Source organism: Pseudomonas sp. VMV1, from assembly GCF_056790235.1.
Genome location: NZ_JBXGSE010000003.1, coordinates 105,898 through 123,436 on the forward strand (window position 1 = coordinate 105,898; position 17,539 = coordinate 123,436).

Below are 17,539 nucleotides of genomic sequence, written 5' to 3' on the forward strand. Positions count from 1 at the left end.
CCTCGGTTTAGGAGCTGCACATGCCGCATCGCTTTCGTCCCACCGTCCTGGTCCTCGCCCTGTTGTTCGGTGGCGTCGGAGCTGTCCAGGCGCAATCGCCGCAAAGCACGCCAGCCGCGGTAACGCCGGTCGCTCCGGGTACCGCTCCTGCTGCCCCGGCCAGCGCTCCGCTGCCCCTGGACGAGCTGCGCACCTTTGCCGAGGTGTTCGACCGCATCAAGGCTGCCTATGTGGAGCCGGTGTCGGACAAGGTCCTGCTGGAGAATGCCATCAAGGGCATGCTCAGCAACCTGGATCCGCACTCCGCCTATCTCGAACCCAAGGACTTCGCCGAACTGCAGGAAACCACCAGTGGTGAGTTCGGCGGCCTGGGCCTGGAAGTCGGCCAGGAAAACGGCTTCATCAAGGTGGTCTCGCCCATCGACGACACCCCGGCGGCCAAGGCCCATCTGCAACCCGGGGATCTGATCGTCAAGATCGACGGCCAGCCGACCAAGGGCCAGGCCATCAACGAAGCCGTCGACAAGATGCGCGGCAAGCCGGGCAGCCCCATTACCCTTACCATCGTGCGCGGCGGCGCCCAGCCGTTCGACGTCAAGCTGGCGCGGGCGGTGATCAAGGTCAACAGCGTCAAGAGCCAGTTGCTCGAATCCGGCTACGGCCTGCTGCGCATCTCGCAGTTCCAGGTGAATACCGGCGAAGAGACGGTCAAGGCGCTCGGCAAGCTGCGCCAGGAAAACAAGGGCAAGCTCAAGGGCCTGATCCTCGACCTGAGAAACAATCCGGGGGGCGTCCTGCAGTCGGCGGTCGAGGTGGCCGATGCCTTCATGACCCACGGCCTGATCGTCTACACCAAGGGCCGTCTACCCAATTCCGAGCTGCGCTTCTCGGCCGATGCCGCCGATCCCAGCGAGAAGGTGCCCCTGGTGGTGCTGATCAACGGCGGCAGTGCCTCGGCCGCGGAAATCGTCGCCGGCGCCCTGCAGGACTCCAAGCGCGGCATCCTCATGGGCACCGACAGTTTCGGCAAGGGTTCGGTACAGACGGTGCTGCCGCTCAACAATGACCGGGCGCTCAAGCTCACCACGGCGCTCTACTACACGCCCAATGGCCGCTCCATCCAGGCCCAGGGCATTACCCCGGACATCCCCGTGGCCCCCGCCAAGGTCACGCCGCAAAGCGGTGGCGACGAATACTTCCGCGAGGCGGATCTGGCCGGCCACCTGGGCAATGGCAATGGCGGCGCCGATCGGCCAACCGGCAGCAAGGCGCCCAACCAGAGTACGCGTCCGCAGGATGACGACTTCCAGCTCTCCCAGGCGCTGTCGCTGCTCAAGGGACTCAACGTCACCCATACCCCGTGAGGGGTAGACACTGGCTGCTGGCCGGGGCGCTCGCCCTGGCCAGCGGACTCGCCCAGGCGGCTACCGCGCACCTGACCATCGTCATCGATGACCTCGGCCAGAATCCGGCGCGGGATCGCCAGGTGCTGGCCCTGCCCGCACCGGTAGTGCTGGCCATTATCCCCGAGACTCGTTACGCCGCCGAACTGGCCGCCCAGGCCCATCGCGCCGGCCGTACGGTGCTGCTGCACCTGCCCATGGACCCGGCTGGCGGGCCCTATGCCTGGCATCCGGAGATGTCTTCCGCCGAACGCCTGCAACGCCTCGACCGGGCGCTGGAACGGGTGCCCGAGGCGGACGGGGTGAACAACCACGAAGGCAGTCGCATGACCGCTGACCGGCCGGCCATGGCCGAGCTGATGCAGGTCTTGCGGGAACGCCATTTGCTGTTTCTCGACAGCCGCACCAGCGCCGCCACCGTGGCCGCGGCGGAAGCCCAGAAGATCGGCCTGGCCAGCGTCTCGCGCGATGTCTTTCTCGACAACGAGGCGACCCCGGCGGCGGTGGCCGCACAGCTGGCCGAGGGAGTACGCCTCGCCCAGCGGCAGGGCAGCGCCGTATTGATCGGCCATCCACACCCGGCAACCCTGGCGGTGCTGGCCCAGCAGCTGCCACAGCTCAAGGCCCAGGGCGTGGAAGTCATCGACCTGCCACAGATGATCGCCCTGCGGGCCAATCGTGCCATGGCCGGGCACGGTCGCGACGGGCGCTACCGCTAGCGCCCGGCACCTGTCACCCAGGCGTCAGAGGTAGTTGCGGGTGATGCTGTCGACCACGCCTTCCTGGCGCATGGCGTCCAGGGCCTGCTGCAAGCGGGTCACCACCTCATCAGGGGTGTCCTTGTTGAGGGCCAGATAGAGGTCGGACTCCTGAAAGCTGAGCAGTGTCTGCAGATTGCTGACGCCCTGCTGCTTGGCCAGATAGCGCCCCACCACATCGGTGGTAGCCCAGACGTCGATCTCGTTCTTCTGCAGCCGGGCGATGTTCTCTTGATCGCGCAGGACTTCACTGGCGACGACACCCTTGTCCTTGAGCATCTGGCTGACCGCGGAATTCTTGTAGGCGCCAACGCGCAGCTTGGCAGCCGCGGCGAGATCGGGGACCCGGATCGTGCTGCCCGGTAGCGCCATGAGCACCTTGCGGGTCTTGCCCAGCGGTCCGACCCACTTGAACAAGGGGCCCCGCGCCTCGGTGCGGGAAACGGAGAACAGCCCGTAGTTGGGGCTTTCCAGGGTCAGGTTGTAGAGGCGATCCCAGGGAAAGCGCAGCGACAGGCTGTAGTCGATCCCGGCACGCTTGAACATCTCACGGACCAGATCGGTGCTGATGCCGTCGATGGCCTCGTCGCGGGCGAAGTTCTTGTCATCCACCGCCATGTTGAAGGGCGGGAAATTCTCGGTCAGCAGCACGACGCGATAGCCGGGTGGCAACTCCGCCTGGGCCGTTCCCATGCCCAGGGCGCAGCTCAACAGCACGCTAGCGATAGGCAGCCACAACTTGCGCATTGCTCTCTCCTCGCCCAACCGTCCGAGCCGAGCGCTCGGCCCATCGGGGTTACAGATAACGGTTGAAGATGGTCTGGACCGCGCCGCTCTGGCGCATCTCGTCCAGGGCCTTTTGCAGCTTCTGTACCACCTCGTCGGGCGTCTGCTTGTTCAGGGCCAGGAACAGCTCGCCGGTGTTGAAGCGCAGCAGCATCTTGAGGCCGGTCACCTCTTCCTGGCGCGCCAGATAGCGGCCGGCGGGATCGCCGGTGGCCCAGACGTCGATCTGCCCCTTGAGCAGGCGCTGTACGTTTTCCTGATCACGCAGCGCGAGATCCGGCTGGAAGCCCTGCTGGACGAGACTCTCGGCGATGGCGTCACCCTTGTAGGCGCCAATCTTGAGCTGCTGCTGGCGAACGTCGTCCAGGCTGCGTAGTTGCAGATGGCTGTCGGCGCGACCGAGCAGGACCCAGTCGTCGGGGCCTATGGGGCCGACCCACTTGAACAGGGCTTCGCGCTCGGGCAGCCGGGCGGTAACGAAGACGCCGTGGTCGCGCTGATCCAGGGCCATGCCGTAGATCCGCTCCCAGGGGAATCTCAAGGTAAGGTTGTAGGAGATGCCGGCGCGCTGACACATCTCGCGCACCATGTCGACGGCGATGCCCTTGAGATCGTCCTCGCGGGCGAAGTTCTTGCCGTCGGTGGAGAAGTTGTAGGGGGGAAAGTTTTCCGTCAGCAGCGTGAGCTGATAACCCGCCGGGATCTCCGCCCTGACCATGGTCGTCGATACCAGCAGCAAACCCGCCAAGCAGGCCCAGAATCCCTTGCGCACGCCCCTCTCCCTGCCGGCCCTGCCGGTGCTTAAGATTTTGTGGAGCGTATCACAATCCCTTTTTCGGCCAGGTACCGTTTAGCCTCGGGAATGGTGCATTCGCCGAAATGGAAGATGCTGGCGGCGAGCACTGCCGAGGCCTTGCCTTCGAGGATGCCGTCGGCCAGATGCTGCAGGTTGCCAACGCCCCCGGAGGCGATCACCGGGATACCCACCGCCTCGCTGACGGCGCGGGTCACGCCCAGGTCGAAGCCGTTCTTCATGCCGTCCTGATCCATGCTGGTGAGCAGGATCTCGCCGGCACCCAGACCTTCCATCTTCTGCGCCCAGGCCACGGCATCGAGCCCGGTGGGCTTGCGCCCGCCATGGGTGAAGATCTCCCAGCGCGGGGTCTCGCCGGGGCCGCTGACGCGCTTGGCGTCGATGGCCACCACGATGCACTGGGAGCCGAAGCGCGCCGCGGCTTCGCCGACGAATTCCGGGGTGAAGACCGCCGCGGTGTTGATCGAGACCTTGTCCGCACCGGCGTTGAGCAGGTTGCGGATGTCCTGCACGGTGCGCACGCCACCGCCCACGGTCAGCGGGATGAACACCTGGCTGGCCATGCGTTCCACGGTGTGCAGGGTGGTGTCGCGGCCCTGGTGACTGGCGGTGATGTCGAGAAAGGTGATCTCGTCAGCGCCCTGTTCGTTGTAGCGACGGGCGATCTCCACCGGATCACCGGCATCGCGGATGTTCTCGAACTTGACGCCCTTGACCACGCGGCCATTGTCCACGTCCAGGCAGGGGATGATGCGTTTCGCCAGCGCCATGACTGAGTCCTCAGACCTTGAAGTTGTCGCACAGCGCCTGGGCCTCGGCGACGTCGAGGGTGCCCTCGTAGATCGCCCGGCCGGTGATGGCGCCGATGATGCCCGGGCTGCGGGCGTCGAGCAGGTTCTGGATATCACCCAGGTTATGGATGCCGCCGGAGGCGATCACCGGGATGCTGGTGGCTTCGGCCAGGGCGCGGGTGGCCGGGACGTTGCAGCCCTGCATCATGCCGTCGCGGGCGATATCGGTGTAGACGATGGCGCTGACGCCGTCGGCCTCGAAGCGGCGGGCCAGGTCGGTGACCTGCAATTCGCTGACCTCGGCCCAGCCGTCGGTGGCGACGAAGCCGTCCTTGGCGTCCAGGCCGACGATGACCTTGCCGGGGAAGGCGCGGCAGGCCTCAGCGACGAATTCCGGCTGCTTGACCGCCTTGGTGCCGATGATCACGTAGCTGACGCCGGCGCGCACATAGTGCTCGATGGTCTCCAGCGAGCGGATGCCGCCACCGATCTGGATCGGCAGGCCGGGATAGCGCTTGGCGATGGCGGTGACCACCTCGCCATTGACCGGCTGGCCCTCGAAGGCGCCGTTGAGATCCACCAGATGCAGCCGGCGGCAGCCGCCGTCGACCCACTGGGCGGCCATGGCCACGGGATCGTCGGAGAACACGGTGGAGTCTTCCATGCGCCCTTGGCGCAGGCGGACGCAGGCACCGTCCTTGAGGTCGATGGCGGGGATGATCAGCATGGCAATACCTTGGCTCGGGGGTGAGGGCGGTCTAGGGCTTTTCCAGCGCCCAGATGTCGCTTTCCAGGCTGTCGACACGCTCCCTGAGCAGGGCCTGCACGTCGGCAACCGCCTTGTTGTAGTACAGCGGCCCGCACTCGCGGGCGAAGAAATCCAGCAGTTCCTCGACTTCGAAACGCCCCAGGCGGACCTCGAAGCGATCGTCCAGCAGGGTCTGCAACGCCGTGACCACGCGCTGGGTCTGCTCGGGTTCGAGCCTGACCAGCGGCGCGGACGGCTTGCGCGCCATTACCAGCGGCCGTCCCAGGCGAGGAAGTTGGCATAGAGCTGCAGACCGCAGTCGGCGCTCTTCTCGGGGTGGAACTGGGTGGCGAAGCGCGAGCCGTCGGCCAGGGCCGCGGCGAAGTCCAGGCCGTAGTGGCCGCGACCGACCACCTGGCGCGGGCTGCCGGCCTCGACATAGAAGCTGTGCACGAAATAGAAACGGGCGCGATCGGGGATGCTGTGCCAGAGCGGATGGTCGAGCACGTGGCTGACCTCGTTCCAGCCCATGTGCGGCACCTTGAGGGTCTCACCCTCTTCCTGCATGCCGCCCGGGAAGCGCCGTACGGCGCCGGGGAACAGGCCGATGCAGTCCACCCCGCCATTCTCTTCGCTGCGCTGCATCAGCGCCTGCATGCCGACGCAGACGCCGAGGAAGGGCCGGTCCTGGCTGACTTCACGTACCAGCTCATCGATGCCCTGGCGGCGGATCTCGGCCATGCAGTCGCGGATGGCGCCGACGCCGGGCAGGACGATACGGTCCGCCTCGCGGATCACCGCGGGATCGCCGGTCACCAGCACCTGATGGCTACCAGCATGCTCCAGGGCCTTGGCCACGGAGTGCAGGTTGCCCATGCCGTAGTCGATGACGGCTACCGTCTGCATTACAGGCACCCCTTGGTGGAGGGCATGACGCCGGCCATGCGCGGGTCTTCGCTGAGGGCCATGCGCAGGGCGCGGCCAAAGGCCTTGAACACCGTTTCGATCTGGTGGTGGCTGTTGACCCCGCGCAGGTTGTCGATGTGCAGGGTGACCTGGGCATGGTTGGTGAAGCCCTGGAAGAATTCGAGGAACAGATCGACGTCCATGCGGCCCACGGTGGCGCGGGTGAAGGGCACGTTCCAGTGCAGGCCGGGCCGGCCGGAGAAGTCGATGACGACGCGCGACAGGGCCTCGTCCAGGGGCACATAAGCATGGCCATAGCGCTGGATGCCCTTCTTGTCGCCGACGGCCTTGGCGAAGGCCTGGCCGAGGGTGATGCCGATGTCTTCCACCGTGTGGTGGTCATCGATGTGCAGGTCGCCGCGGCAGTGGATATCGAGGTCGATCAGCCCATGGCGGGCGATCTGGTCGAGCATGTGCTCGAGGAAGGGGACCCCGGTGTCGAAGCGCGCCGCGCCCGTGCCGTCCAGATCCAGGGATACCTTGACCTGGGTTTCCAGGGTGTTGCGCTCGACGGTTGCCTTGCGTTCGGCCATAGCCTGCTCCGCGAAAATCGGTGGGCGAAAGGGCCGATATTATAGGGGCGTGGGGGCTGGATCGAAAGCGCGGCGGGACGGAGCGTCCCACCGCAAGGGCGCCCCACCCGGGGCGCCCTGTTGTCGCGAGGCTGAGCGGTAGCTTAGCTGAACAACGCAGCGGTCTTTTGCAGGGTGATCCAGATACCCCAGGCCAGCGGGATGCCCACGGCCAGCCAGGCGGCGATGGCCAGCGGCTTGGTCTTGGGATCGGCACTCCACTCCAGTACCTGGGCGCTGCCGACATTGCTGTCATGGCCATTGGCGCGCTCGACGGCGAGTTCGGCCTCGGTCATGAAGTGCTTGTCGGCTACCGGGCGCACCATCAGGTTGCAGAGGAAGCCCAGCACCAGCAAGCCGGCCAGGATGTACAGGGTGATGTCGTACACCTGGGCGCGGGGGATGCCCATGCTCAGCTGGTACTCGCGCAGGTAGTTGACCAGCACCGGACCGAAGACGCCGGCGGCGGCCCAGGCGGTGAGCAGGCGACCGTGAATGGCGCCGACCATCTGGGTACCGAACAGGTCGGCGAGGTAGGCCGGCACGGTGGAGAAACCACCGCCGTACATGGACAGGATCAGGCAGAAGGCGAAGACGAACAGCGCCACGCTGCCCAGATGACCGGTCCAGGGCACGATGGCATAGAGCACGAAGCCCAGGGTGAAGAAGACGAAGTAGGTCATCTTGCGGCCGATGTAATCGGAGAAGGATGCCCAGAAGAAGCGACCGCCAATGTTGAACAGGCTCAGCAGACCGGTGAAGCCGGCGGCGATGGCGGCGATCTGCTTGAGCTGATCGGCGCTGAGTTCACCATAGGGCAGACCGTTGCCCAGCAAGCGGCCACCAAAGACTTCCTGCAACAGCGGCGATGCCATGCCGATGATGCCGATGCCAGCGGTGACGTTCAGGCACAGCACGGCCCAGACCAGCCAGAACTGCGGAATGCCCCAGATCTTGCTCACATGGACGTGGCGGTTGGTGATCATGCCGCTGCTAGCCTTCTTGGTGGAAGGCGTCCAGCCGGCGGGCTTCCAGCCGGTCGGCGGTACGCGGTAGCCCAGGGCACCGCTCATCATGAACACGAAATAGATCACCGCCATGACCAGGAAGGTCTGCCAGACACCGATTTCGGTGGCCGAGGCGAAGTGACGCATCAGGGCATCGGCCAGGGGCGCACCCACCATGGCGCCGCCACCAAAGCCCATGATGGCCATGCCGGTCGCCATGCCGCGCTTGTCCGGGAACCACTTGATCAGGGTCGACACCGGCGAGATGTAGCCCAGGCCCAGCCCGATACCGCCGATCACGCCCGAACCCAGCCACAGCATCCAGATCTGGTGGGTGTAGATGCCCAGGGCGGAGATCAGCAGACCGCCGCACCAGCACAGCGCCGAGACGACACCGGCCTTGCGCGGACCGGCGTGTTCCAGCCAGCCACCGAACAGGGCGGCCGAGCAGCCGAGGAAGATGAAGAACAGGGTGTAGATCCAGCCGAGCTGGGAGATCTTCCAGTCACAGGTAGCACTGAAGATCTGCTCGAAGAAGCCCATCTCCACCGGGCAGGCCACGGCGGCGGTGATGCCGATCGCCTTGGACAGCGGCAGCCAGAACACCGAGAAGCCGTAGGCCATGCCGATGCACAGATGGATGGCCAGGGCGGCCGGCGGTACCAGCCAGCGGTTGAAGCCGGGCCGGGCGACGATGCGCTCCTTGGAAAGAAAAGCCGGACGAGCCGAAGCGGCGCCGCCAGCGGTGAGAGTAGTGCTCATGGGTTTAGCCCCTTTCTGATGTATAGCGTCCAGGCCGGTGGACATTCCCTGCACGCTTCCCCATAAACGAGTCAAAGAAACGGCGTCAACCGACCAGAGGTGCGCGACATTAAAGCGCACCCTGGCCTACTGCCACCCCTACTCATTTGCCAGGGTACGGGCGGTGCAAGACCGCCGACGAAACGGGCGTTTACCACCGCTGTCACAGGGCCGACACCTCGATGTCATCGCGGCCAGCCCAAGCCCTTATACTGGCCAGTCGCGCCATCGCCCGCCGGAACAGGAATTTCCTCGCCATGAAAGCTTTCGCCAAAGTGCTGGGTATCGTCCTCGTCGGCCTGCTGCTCCTGCTGGTCGCCGTAGGCTTCGCCCTCACCCACCTGGTCGATCCCAACGACTACAAGGACGAGATTCGCCAGCTCGCGCGCGACAAGGCCAACGTCGATCTGCAGCTCAAGGGCGACATCGGCTGGAGTTTGTTCCCCTGGCTGGGCGTCGAATTACACGATGCCACCCTGGCCAGCGCGGCCACCCCTGATCGCCAGCTGGCCCAGGTACAGCGGCTGATCCTGTCGGTCCGACTGCTGCCCCTGTTGCTGCGCCGCGACCTGGAGATGAGCGACGTCAAGATCGACGGCCTGGACCTCACCGCCAGCCGCGATGACCAGGGCCGCACCAACTGGGCCGAGATCGGTCGCCCCGCACCCAAGGCGGACCAGAGCGACGCCCCGGCCAAGGCGCCTGCCGACTCCTCCGGCTCCGGTGAGTCGACCAGCCCGCACCAGCCGCTCAAGCTCAATGTCGAAAGCCTGACCGTGCGCAACTCCCGGATCGAATACAGCGATGCCCGCAGCGGTGCCCACTATGCCTTCGAAGGCATCGACCTGGAGACCGGCGCCATCTACGCCGGCACGCCCATTCCGCTCAAGCTCGCCGGTACCGCCAGCACCACCCAGCCGCCGGTGAATGCCACCGTGCTGCTCAATGGCGAATTCCATTTCGATCCGGCCAGCCAGCAGTACGCGCTGGACAACCTCAAGCTCACCGGCGACGCCAGCGGCGAGCCCTTCAACGGCAAGGTGGTCAATTATTCCGCCAGCGGCCAGCTCGCCGTCGACCGCCGCGCCCAGACCGCCGAATGGACCAGCCTCAAGCTCACTGCCAATGACCTCAAGGCGCTGGGCGACCTCAAGCTCACCGGCCTGGAAACCGATCCACAGCTGGCCGGTCGCGTGTCCATCGCCCGTCTCGACCTGCGCGCCTTCCTCGACAGTATCGGCGTCGAATTACCGGCCATGGCCGATGCCAAGACCCTGCAGCGCTTCGAGATGAATGCCCAGGTGCAGGCCAGCCGCAACGCGCTGGCGCTGGACGACTTCAACTTCCAGCTGGACGACAGCACCCTCAAGGGCCGCGTCGCCGTCGCCGACATCGCCCGCCGCGCCCTGCGTATCCAGCTCAGCGGCGACACCCTGGACCTGGATCGCTATCTGCCGGCCAAGGCCACCGCCGCGCGCCAGGCCAATGGCGCACGCCAGGAAGAGGTCGCCCAGGTCGACGCCGTCGCCACCCAAGGCAACTCGCCGCTACCGGAAGCCCCGACCCAGCACGCCTGGAGCCAGGAAACCCTGCTGCCGGTGGAACGCCTGCGCAGCCTGGACGCCGATGTCGACCTGAGCCTGCAACACCTCACCCTCAATCGCCTGCCCTTCGAAGGCGCCAGCCTCAAGGCCAAGGCCGCTGACGGCCAGCTGCAGCTCAGCGCCCTGGAAGGCGAGCTGTTCGGTGGTCGCTTCGAAGCCAACGGCGCCCTCGACGTGCGCGGTGCCCAACCGCAACTCACCGCCCGGGAACGCATCAAGGCCGTGCCGGTGGAGCGCATCCTCCAGGCCCAGGGCCAGAAGCCGCCAGTGGAAGGCCTGCTCGACCTGGACGCCGACCTGCGCAGCACCGGCGCCAGCCAGCGCACCCTGATCGACAACCTCGACGGCACCGCGCGCTTCGCCCTGCGCAATGGCCAGTTGATCGACGCCAACGTCGAAAGCCAGCTGTGCCAGGGCATCTCCCTGCTCAACCGCAAGCCGCTGGAATTGCCCCATGGCGGCCAGAACACGCCCTTCCGCCAGTTGAGCGGCAGCCTCACCATCGTCAACGGCGTGGCCCGCAACCAGGATCTGAGCGTCAGCGTGCCGGGCCTGGCGGTGAAGGGCGATGGCGACATCGATCTGCGCACCCTCGGCCTGGACTACCGCCTGGGCATCACCGTGCAAGGCGATACCAACGCCGCCGCCGATCCGGGCTGCCAGGTCGGCGAGCGCTACGCCGACATCGAATGGCCGCTGCACTGCCGCGGCCCCATGGAACTGGGCGCCAAGGCCTGCCGCCTGGATCGCGAGGCCATGGGCCAGATCATCGCCCGCGCGGCCGGCAATCGTCTGAACGAAAAAATCGAAGAGAAGCTGGGTGATAAGATCAGCCCTGACATCCAGAACGCCATCCGGGGACTGCTGCAACGCCGATGACTGACGACGCCTTTGGTACCGCCGTACTGGCCTGGTACGACCTGCACGGTCGCAAGGACCTGCCCTGGCAACAGGCCGTGACCCCCTACCGCGTCTGGGTCTCGGAGATCATGCTCCAGCAGACCCAGGTGGCCACGGTACTGGGCTACTTCGACCGCTTCATGCAGGCGCTACCCACCGTCGAGGCCCTGGCTGCCGCACCGGAAGACGAGGTCCTGCACCTCTGGACGGGCCTCGGTTACTACAGCCGCGCGCGCAATCTGCACAAGGCCGCCAAGACCGTGGTCGAGCAGCACGGCGGCGAATTTCCCCGCAGTGTCGAGGCCCTCGCCGAGTTACCCGGTATCGGCCGCTCCACCGCCGGGGCCATCGCCAGCCTGAGCATGGACATCCGCGCCCCCATCCTCGACGGCAACGTCAAGCGGGTGCTGGCGCGCTATACCGCCACACCCGGCTATCCCGGCGAGCCTGCCATGGCCCGACGCCTGTGGGAGGTCGCGGAACGACTGATGCCCCACGAGCGGGTCGGCCACTACACCCAGGCGATGATGGACCTGGGCGCCACCCTCTGTACCCGCAGCAAGCCCAGCTGCCTGCTGTGCCCGGTCAAGCCGGGTTGTCGCGCCCACCTGCTAGGCCAGGAAACCGACTTTCCCGCCGCCAAGCCACGCAAGACACTGCCGCAGCGCAGCACCCTGATGCCGCTGTTCGTCAACGATGCCAATGCCGTGCTCTTGCAGCGCCGGCCGTCCACCGGCCTCTGGGGCGGCCTCTGGGGACCGCCGGAGGTCGCCGACGTGGCCGAGCTCGAAGCCCTCGCCGAACGCCAGGGCCTCGCCATCGACGAGCGGCAGGCGCTGCCCGGCCTGGTGCACACCTTCAGCCATTTCCAGCTGGCCATCGAGCCCTGGCTGGTGCAGGTGGACCATCGCCACCAGCGCGTGGCCGAGGGCGACTGGCTTTGGTATAACCTCGCGTCCCCGCCGCGCCTGGGCCTCGCCGCCCCGGTGCAGAAACTGCTAAAGCGCGCCGAGCAGGCGCTCAAAGGAGAACCCGCATGACCCGCACCGTGATGTGCCGCAAGCACAAGCAGGAGCTGCCCGCCCTGGATCGCCCGCCCTACCCCGGCGCCAAGGGCGAAGACATCTATCAGCACGTCTCCAAGCAGGCCTGGGAAGAGTGGCAGAAGCACCAGACCATGCTCATCAACGAGCGTCGGCTGAACATGATGAACGCCGAGGATCGCAAGTTCCTGCAGGCCGAGATGGACAAGTTCCTGTCCGGTGAAGACTACGCCCAGGCTGAAGGCTACGTGCCCCCAGCGCCTGAGTCGACGGCTTAGGACCTATTCAAAGCCTGCTGCGCGTCGGCCAAAGGGCGTTGAGGATGGCCTGGGTCGTCAGCCCGGCCTGGGTGGCCCCGTCGGAACGCTCATTTACCCTTTGCAAACTCGAGCGCGAGTCCGATCCGCTTCGTCAGCTATCTTCGCGGGGCCACCCAGGCCTTGTTTGTCTCTAGCTCGCGAGGCATTGAACAGACCCTAAGCGCCCGAAAAATCTAAATTTTTTTGGGCTCACTGTTGACACAGGGTCGAGAAACGCTTTTAATGCGCCCCGTTGCCCAGGTAGCTCAGTTGGTAGAGCAGGGGATTGAAAATCCCCGTGTCGGCGGTTCGATTCCGTCCCTGGGCACCAAGACAAACCTCCAAGCTCCTGCGGGATCTGGAGATCAGAGAAACCGGCCTAGTGCCGGTTTTTTTGTGCCTGCAATATATCCAGGCCTCATCCCCTGGGTCCGCTGCCCATCCGCCACTCCCCCCGTGCTGTCCTGCCACACCCGCGAGAAGAACTCCAAGGCGCGCCCTAGACGCCTTGGTGCCCGGAAAAACTCCGCCCGACTTCCTTGACTCTCTACCCACTTCAGACTTTTTAATGGCGTGGCGTCACCAGACAGCCACCCTTTTCGGAGTCAGTATCATGACCACCTGCAGCGAAAAGCATCACGCGAATCACAGCCATCAGCACGGTCCGAACTGCGGCCACACCGCCATCGAGCATGACGGCCATGTCGACTATCTCCACGATGGGCATCTGCATCATATGCATGGCGATCACGTGGACGAGCATGTGCTGGAGGTCGGCGCCATCAATCCCGATCACTGCACTCACGGTCAGAGCAGTGGCCATGCGCCCGATCATGTCCATGGTCCTGACTGCGGCCACGAGGCCGTTCCCCACGGTGACCACGTCGACTACCTGGTGGATGGCCGCCTGCATCACGTCCATGACGGCCATTGCGACGATCACGGCCCGGTGACCCTGGTCCGCTAGGACCCAGGACACCAAGGCTCAGGCGCGCTGCCTTGACGCCCCTGGCGCCGCGGCATAGGCAGCACGCTTCGCCTCAGACCGACGCCGGGGCTGCCAAGGCCTCTCCCAGGTGGATCGCCAGCCACACGGTGGCGACGAGGGGATCGGTATAGGTCACCCAGTGTTCGGTCCGCGCCGGAATGAACAGCGCAGCGCCCGGCTCCAGCACCACCTCCCGCCCCTCCAGGGCAACCCGGGCCGCGCCCTGCAGCAGCATCACCCATTCGTCATGAGCCTGCCGATAAGGCGCCTCCGCCGGGGTGGTTTGACCCAGGGAGACGATCCGTTCGATGCGGCAGCCAGGCCGCTCCAGCAGGGGCGTGAATACCTCCGCCGCGGAGGCATCGGGCAGGTCGCGAAGCAGATTGGTCATGACGTTTCTCCCAGCGTCCGGCATCAGGACCATGAGGCTGTACCCGCCAGCTCGCCCATTCAAGCCCACCGGCTCCTTTTCGCCTCAGGCGTCGCCCTGAGGGCCCCAGCGATGCCGCTATCTGCCGCCAAGAGTGGGAACCGCCCGACCTTTTCAGCGGCCCATCGCCCGGGCGGCAGAAATTTCGGTGATCATCCGTTGCACGAGCGGCGCCCTTCACTACCGTCGCTCGGCCATGGCCTGCCGCTGCCTTTTCGCCTGCGGTCGGTCATACCTCGCACAAGGCGCACGGAGGCGCTCGCTTATGCCCATTCGCTCGATCCCCCTCATCACTACCCCCCTTCCCGACGTCCTGCCACAAGAAGCCAGCGGGCAGCCCGCCATCGCACCGAGCGAGCCAGGCACACCGCTCTGGTTCACCCTGCTGAGCAGCGCCAGCCTGTGGCTGAATCGCCTGTTTCTCGGCCTGGTCATGGCACTGATCGGCTTCACCCTCTGGCATTGGTGGCAGGGGTGAAGCGGCGGCTGGACCAACTGGAGTTGACGATCCTGATGTGTGGCATCGGGCTGCTTTCGCTGGCCCTCATCGTCGCCGCGGGCATGCAAGGCCTGGACTGGGACTGACCCAGCGGCCTTACCAGACCTTTACCTGGCCTGACGCCCGCTGACGGCCAAAGGTGTTTCATGGTGACGCGGCCTATCGAGCGCCGCGAGGAGAACACCATGACATCGCGAGCGTCGTTGATTCTGCTAGTGACCGCCGCCCTTGCCGCCAGCGGTATGGCCGCAGCGCACGGAGGACCCGATCGGGGGCAGCCCTGGGCAGGGGCCCCCGGTATGGCCGTCGAGGAAGCAGGCTTCCTGCCGGTGGGCGAGTACCGGCGGCATCATCGACACCATTCCTATTACCGCCGGGATGGCTACCCCTATAACTATTACCGCCCCTACCCCCAAACGGGCTATGCGGCACCGCACTGGCGCCCCGTCCCGCCGGGCTACTACCCCTACCAGCCAGCCTACGAACCACGGCCCTATTATGGGCCGCCGCCCCGCCATTGGTGAACTGCTTGGCATCGCCAGGGCGAGATAGTGGCCTTTTGCGATGAGTCGCACAGGGAAGTCTTTGCCAGGAGAGCAAAATGCCATCACCCATTAGGGCTACTAAGGCGTTGCCAACATGTATGAGAGAGATGATGTAATCTGCATGGCCTGCCTTGCGACCATGGCTGCGGCCTTTACCGGCTTCATCATGGTGATGGCGCTGCTGTGACCGCTAGATAGACGAAACCCCGCCGAAGCGGGGTTTCGAAGGCGGTATGGCACGGTCCTAGATGGGACGACTGCCATATTTGCTGTCAGGCTTCTTGGGCGGATCGGCGACCACGTTGGCGTCGATCTCCTGCACCTTGCCTCCACGCGACAAGAAGTCCTGCATGGCTTTTTCCAGCGCATCCCGCTCGCGCTGCTTGGCTTCCACCGATGGCAGCTCTTCCGGCTCGGGCTCGCGCTTCTTCTTGGCCTTGCTGCCGGACGCTGGCGCTTCGCTTTCGCTGCCTTCCTCTTGCTCGGCGTCGTCGGTTGCGGCGGCAAACTCTTCGTTATCGCCCTCTTCCTCCGCACCTGTTTCCAGGTCGTCCTGTTCCAGATCTTCGTCGCTCATAAACCGCCTCCAACATTTTGGCAAAATCGGACCGCGCGTTTTGACGCGGTCTCCTACAAAAAATTCCTGGCTATTCGCCCTGCAGCGTCGCGATCAAACGTCGCGCGCCACCCTGGTCACGGTGTTCGCCCAGGTAGATGCCCTGCCAGGTCCCCAGCGCCAGTTGGCCCGCCTGGATCGGCAGGCTCAGGCTGCACCCGAGCAGACTGCTCTTGAAGTGCGCGGGCAGGTCGTCCGGCCCTTCGTAGTCATGCTCGTAACCGGCCTGCCCCTGGGGGACCAGCTGGTTGAAGAACCGCTCGAAGTCGCGCCGCACGGCCCCATCGGCATTCTCGTTGATGGTCAGCGAGGCCGAGGTGTGCTGCAGCCAGAGGTGCAGCAGGCCGACGCGACACTCAGCCAGCTCAGGCAGCTGATCCAGCACCTCATCGGTGACGAGATGAAAACCACGCGCTCGAGCGCGCAGGGAAAAGGTCCGCTGCAGCCACATGAAATACCCCCGCCGACTGACTGGGCGCGCATTCTAGCGCGACGATCGGAAAAGCAAAGCGGTGATTGCACACCACCGGCGTGCAGTCTAGACACAGCAGGACGGCGGTTGTTCCAGCCGTAGGGCAGACATGAAAAAGGCGCCTCGCGGCGCCTTTTTCGAGAGCGGCAGCTTACAGGTTGTAGCCACGCTCGTTGTGCAGGGTGAGGTCCAGGCCCACGGTTTCCTCTTCCTCGTTGACTCTCAGGCCCATGACTACGTCCAGCACCTTGAGGATCACGAAGGTGACGATACCGGTGTAGACGATGGTGAAGGCCACGCCCTTGAACTGGATGAAGAGCTGGGCGCCGATATCGGTCACGGTACCGAAGCCACCCAGGGCCGGCGCGGCGAAGACGCCGGTCAGCAGGGCGCCGACGATGCCGCCGATACCGTGCACGCCAAAGGCGTCCAGGGAGTCGTCATAGCCCAGCTTGCGCTTGAGGCTGGTGGCGGTGAAGAAGCACACCACGCCGGAGACCAGGCCGATGATCAGGGCGCCCATGGGGCCGGCGGTACCGGCGGCCGGGGTGATGGCTACCAGACCGGCGACCACGCCGGAGGCGATGCCCAGGGCGCTCGGCTTACCATGGGTGATCCACTCGGCGAACATCCAGCCCAGGGCCGCGGCAGCGGTGGCGATCTGGGTGGTCAGCATGGCCATGCCGGCGGTGCCATTGGCGGCTGCGGCGGACCCGGCGTTGAAACCGAACCAGCCGACCCACAGCATGGCGGCGCCGACCAGGGTGTAGCCCAGGTTGTGCGGGGCCATGGGGGTAGTCGGATAGCCCTTGCGCTTGCCCAGGACGATGGCCGCGACCAGACCGGCCACACCGGCGTTGATGTGCACCACGGTGCCGCCCGCGAAGTCCAGTACGCCCCAGTCCCACATCAGGCCGCCGTCACCGCTCCAGACCATGTGGGCGATGGGTGCATAGACGAAGGTGAACCACAGGCCGGTGAAGATCAGCATGGCGGAGAACTTCATGCGCTCGGCGAAGGCACCGACGATCAGCGCGGGAGTGATGATGGCGAAGGTCATCTGGAAGGTGACGAAGACGCTTTCCGGGAACAGGGCGGTCGCCGAGGTCACGGCATCATGCTGCAGCGTGGACAGGAAGGCTTTACCCAGACCGCCGATGAAGGAATTGAAGTTGGTGACGCCCTTTTCCATGCCGGTGGTGTCGAAGGCCAGGCTGTAGCCATAGACCATCCACAGGATGCTGATGAGACCGGTGATGGCGAAGCATTGCATCATCACCGACAGGACGTTCTTGGCACGCACCATACCGCCGTAGAACAGCGCGAGGCCCGGGATGGTCATGAACAGCACGAGTGCCGTCGAGATCAGCATCCAGGCCGTGTCCCCGCTGTTGATGGCCGGTGCCGCAGCCGCTTCCTGGGCCATGGCCAGGCCCGGCAGCGCTACGAAAGACATGAGGGCTCCTAGCCCTGCGTAGGTGCGCAGAGTCATCGTTG

At 65.5% G+C, this 17,539-nt stretch carries 19 protein-coding genes and 1 tRNA gene; 8 read left to right on the plus strand and 12 right to left on the minus strand.

Going from position 1 to position 17,539, the window contains the following annotated elements; translation table 11 throughout:
• Positions 1–20 precede the first annotated feature (20 nt).
• Entirely contained in the window at positions 21–1,364 is a 1,344-nt protein-coding gene (locus ACUCV0_RS10510; RefSeq protein ID WP_059313273.1) for a S41 family peptidase, read from the plus strand.
• Positions 1,361–2,122, plus strand: coding sequence for a divergent polysaccharide deacetylase family protein (locus ACUCV0_RS10515; protein WP_482212636.1), 762 nt, complete (start codon positions 1,361–1,363; stop codon positions 2,120–2,122). Before ACUCV0_RS10510 ends, ACUCV0_RS10515 begins: the two co-directional genes overlap by 4 nt.
• A 24-nt stretch (positions 2,123–2,146) precedes the next feature.
• Here ACUCV0_RS10515 and ACUCV0_RS10520 read toward each other — a convergent pair whose 3' ends face one another.
• From ACUCV0_RS10520 to ACUCV0_RS10555, 8 genes are all read right to left on the minus strand, one after another.
• A complete protein-coding gene (locus ACUCV0_RS10520; RefSeq protein ID WP_059313271.1) occupies positions 2,147–2,908 on the minus strand; it encodes a substrate-binding periplasmic protein in 762 nt (253 codons plus the stop codon).
• 49 nt (positions 2,909–2,957) lie between these two features.
• Positions 2,958–3,665 carry a substrate-binding periplasmic protein gene (locus ACUCV0_RS10525; RefSeq protein ID WP_271655892.1) on the minus strand — a complete coding sequence of 236 codons (708 nt, stop codon included), beginning with the start codon at positions 3,663–3,665 and terminating at the stop codon, positions 2,958–2,960.
• 83 nt (positions 3,666–3,748) lie between these two features.
• Positions 3,749–4,531 (minus strand): imidazole glycerol phosphate synthase subunit HisF, encoded by a 783-nt coding sequence (hisF, locus tag ACUCV0_RS10530; RefSeq protein ID WP_007159785.1) that lies wholly within the window; start codon positions 4,529–4,531, stop codon positions 3,749–3,751.
• A 10-nt stretch (positions 4,532–4,541) separates the two neighbouring features.
• Entirely contained in the window at positions 4,542–5,279 is a 738-nt protein-coding gene (hisA, locus tag ACUCV0_RS10535) for a 1-(5-phosphoribosyl)-5-[(5-phosphoribosylamino)methylideneamino]imidazole-4-carboxamide isomerase (protein WP_027597481.1), read from the minus strand.
• A gap of 31 nt (positions 5,280–5,310) precedes the next feature.
• Entirely contained in the window at positions 5,311–5,568 is a 258-nt protein-coding gene (locus tag ACUCV0_RS10540) for a DUF2164 domain-containing protein (RefSeq protein ID WP_059313270.1), read from the minus strand.
• Positions 5,568–6,206: an imidazole glycerol phosphate synthase subunit HisH gene (gene hisH / locus ACUCV0_RS10545; protein ID WP_059313269.1), complete on the minus strand. Its 639-nt coding sequence runs from the start codon at positions 6,204–6,206 to the stop codon at positions 5,568–5,570. The genes ACUCV0_RS10540 and hisH overlap by 1 nt, the downstream gene beginning before the upstream one ends.
• Positions 6,206–6,799 (minus strand): imidazoleglycerol-phosphate dehydratase HisB, encoded by a 594-nt coding sequence (gene hisB, locus ACUCV0_RS10550; RefSeq protein ID WP_058761454.1) that lies wholly within the window; start codon positions 6,797–6,799, stop codon positions 6,206–6,208. The genes hisH and hisB overlap by 1 nt, the downstream gene beginning before the upstream one ends.
• Before the next feature lie 143 nt (positions 6,800–6,942).
• On the minus strand, positions 6,943–8,607 hold the full coding sequence (locus ACUCV0_RS10555; protein WP_271653681.1) for an OFA family MFS transporter: 1,665 nt from the start codon (positions 8,605–8,607) through the stop codon (positions 6,943–6,945).
• A 296-nt stretch (positions 8,608–8,903) separates the two neighbouring features.
• Here ACUCV0_RS10555 and ACUCV0_RS10560 point away from each other — a divergent pair, with 296 nt between their 5' ends.
• From ACUCV0_RS10560 to ACUCV0_RS10580, 5 genes are all read left to right on the plus strand, one after another.
• The gene (locus ACUCV0_RS10560) at positions 8,904–11,129 is read left to right on the plus strand and encodes an AsmA family protein (protein ID WP_482212637.1); all 2,226 of its coding nucleotides are present in this window, start codon (positions 8,904–8,906) and stop codon (positions 11,127–11,129) included.
• Complete coding sequence (mutY, locus tag ACUCV0_RS10565; RefSeq protein ID WP_482212638.1) at positions 11,126–12,190, plus strand: A/G-specific adenine glycosylase; 1,065 nt, start codon at positions 11,126–11,128, stop codon at positions 12,188–12,190. Before ACUCV0_RS10560 ends, mutY begins: the two co-directional genes overlap by 4 nt.
• Positions 12,187–12,471 carry an oxidative damage protection protein gene (locus ACUCV0_RS10570; RefSeq protein ID WP_482212639.1) on the plus strand — a complete coding sequence of 95 codons (285 nt, stop codon included), beginning with the start codon at positions 12,187–12,189 and terminating at the stop codon, positions 12,469–12,471. Before mutY ends, ACUCV0_RS10570 begins: the two co-directional genes overlap by 4 nt.
• A gap of 276 nt (positions 12,472–12,747) precedes the next feature.
• Positions 12,748–12,823: transfer RNA gene (locus ACUCV0_RS10575), tRNA-Phe, on the plus strand.
• A 282-nt stretch (positions 12,824–13,105) separates the two neighbouring features.
• Complete coding sequence (locus ACUCV0_RS10580; RefSeq protein ID WP_482212640.1) at positions 13,106–13,459, plus strand: hypothetical protein; 354 nt, start codon at positions 13,106–13,108, stop codon at positions 13,457–13,459.
• 73 nt (positions 13,460–13,532) lie between these two features.
• On the opposite strand, the gene ACUCV0_RS10585 is transcribed toward ACUCV0_RS10580, so the two are convergent.
• Positions 13,533–13,871: a cupin domain-containing protein gene (locus ACUCV0_RS10585; RefSeq protein ID WP_482212641.1), complete on the minus strand. Its 339-nt coding sequence runs from the start codon at positions 13,869–13,871 to the stop codon at positions 13,533–13,535.
• Positions 13,872–14,175: 304 nt separating this feature from the next.
• Here ACUCV0_RS10585 and ACUCV0_RS10590 point away from each other — a divergent pair, with 304 nt between their 5' ends.
• Positions 14,176–14,388, plus strand: a complete 213-nt coding sequence (locus tag ACUCV0_RS10590) for a hypothetical protein (RefSeq protein ID WP_482212642.1) — start codon at positions 14,176–14,178, stop codon at positions 14,386–14,388.
• An 810-nt stretch (positions 14,389–15,198) separates the two neighbouring features.
• Here the strand turns inward: ACUCV0_RS10590 and sutA are convergent.
• From sutA to ACUCV0_RS10605, 3 genes are all read right to left on the minus strand, one after another.
• Positions 15,199–15,531 (minus strand): transcriptional regulator SutA, encoded by a 333-nt coding sequence (sutA, locus tag ACUCV0_RS10595; RefSeq protein ID WP_059313264.1) that lies wholly within the window; start codon positions 15,529–15,531, stop codon positions 15,199–15,201.
• 70 nt (positions 15,532–15,601) lie between these two features.
• Positions 15,602–16,021 (minus strand): secondary thiamine-phosphate synthase enzyme YjbQ, encoded by a 420-nt coding sequence (locus ACUCV0_RS10600; protein WP_059313263.1) that lies wholly within the window; start codon positions 16,019–16,021, stop codon positions 15,602–15,604.
• A 172-nt stretch (positions 16,022–16,193) separates the two neighbouring features.
• Positions 16,194–17,534, minus strand: a complete 1,341-nt coding sequence (locus ACUCV0_RS10605; protein ID WP_059313262.1) for an ammonium transporter — start codon at positions 17,532–17,534, stop codon at positions 16,194–16,196.
• Between the last annotated feature and the right edge of the window lie 5 nt (positions 17,535–17,539).

Bases quoted from the DNA above. Each gene is read 5' to 3' on its own strand.
- hisB (WP_058761454.1), bottom strand. From the start codon at position 6,799: ATGGCCGAACGCAAGGCAACCGTCGAGCGCAACACCCTGGAAACCCAG.
- hisA (WP_027597481.1), bottom strand. From the start codon at position 5,279: ATGCTGATCATCCCCGCCATCGACCTCAAGGACGGTGCCTGCGTCCGC.
- ACUCV0_RS10555 (WP_271653681.1), bottom strand. From the start codon at position 8,607: ATGAGCACTACTCTCACCGCTGGCGGCGCCGCTTCGGCTCGTCCGGCT.
- sutA (WP_059313264.1), bottom strand. From the start codon at position 15,531: ATGAGCGACGAAGATCTGGAACAGGACGACCTGGAAACAGGTGCGGAG.
- ACUCV0_RS10525 (WP_271655892.1), bottom strand. From the start codon at position 3,665: ATGGTCAGGGCGGAGATCCCGGCGGGTTATCAGCTCACGCTGCTGACG.
- ACUCV0_RS10510 (WP_059313273.1), top strand. From the start codon at position 21: ATGCCGCATCGCTTTCGTCCCACCGTCCTGGTCCTCGCCCTGTTGTTC.
- ACUCV0_RS10600 (WP_059313263.1), bottom strand. From the start codon at position 16,021: ATGTGGCTGCAGCGGACCTTTTCCCTGCGCGCTCGAGCGCGTGGTTTT.
- ACUCV0_RS10585 (WP_482212641.1), bottom strand. From the start codon at position 13,871: ATGACCAATCTGCTTCGCGACCTGCCCGATGCCTCCGCGGCGGAGGTA.
- ACUCV0_RS10540 (WP_059313270.1), bottom strand. From the start codon at position 5,568: ATGGCGCGCAAGCCGTCCGCGCCGCTGGTCAGGCTCGAACCCGAGCAG.
- ACUCV0_RS10590 (WP_482212642.1), top strand. From the start codon at position 14,176: ATGCCCATTCGCTCGATCCCCCTCATCACTACCCCCCTTCCCGACGTC.
- hisH (WP_059313269.1), bottom strand. From the start codon at position 6,206: ATGCAGACGGTAGCCGTCATCGACTACGGCATGGGCAACCTGCACTCC.
- ACUCV0_RS10560 (WP_482212637.1), top strand. From the start codon at position 8,904: ATGAAAGCTTTCGCCAAAGTGCTGGGTATCGTCCTCGTCGGCCTGCTG.
- ACUCV0_RS10570 (WP_482212639.1), top strand. From the start codon at position 12,187: ATGACCCGCACCGTGATGTGCCGCAAGCACAAGCAGGAGCTGCCCGCC.
- ACUCV0_RS10520 (WP_059313271.1), bottom strand. From the start codon at position 2,908: ATGCGCAAGTTGTGGCTGCCTATCGCTAGCGTGCTGTTGAGCTGCGCC.
- ACUCV0_RS10605 (WP_059313262.1), bottom strand. From the start codon at position 17,534: ATGACTCTGCGCACCTACGCAGGGCTAGGAGCCCTCATGTCTTTCGTA.
- mutY (WP_482212638.1), top strand. From the start codon at position 11,126: ATGACTGACGACGCCTTTGGTACCGCCGTACTGGCCTGGTACGACCTG.
- hisF (WP_007159785.1), bottom strand. From the start codon at position 4,531: ATGGCGCTGGCGAAACGCATCATCCCCTGCCTGGACGTGGACAATGGC.
- ACUCV0_RS10580 (WP_482212640.1), top strand. From the start codon at position 13,106: ATGACCACCTGCAGCGAAAAGCATCACGCGAATCACAGCCATCAGCAC.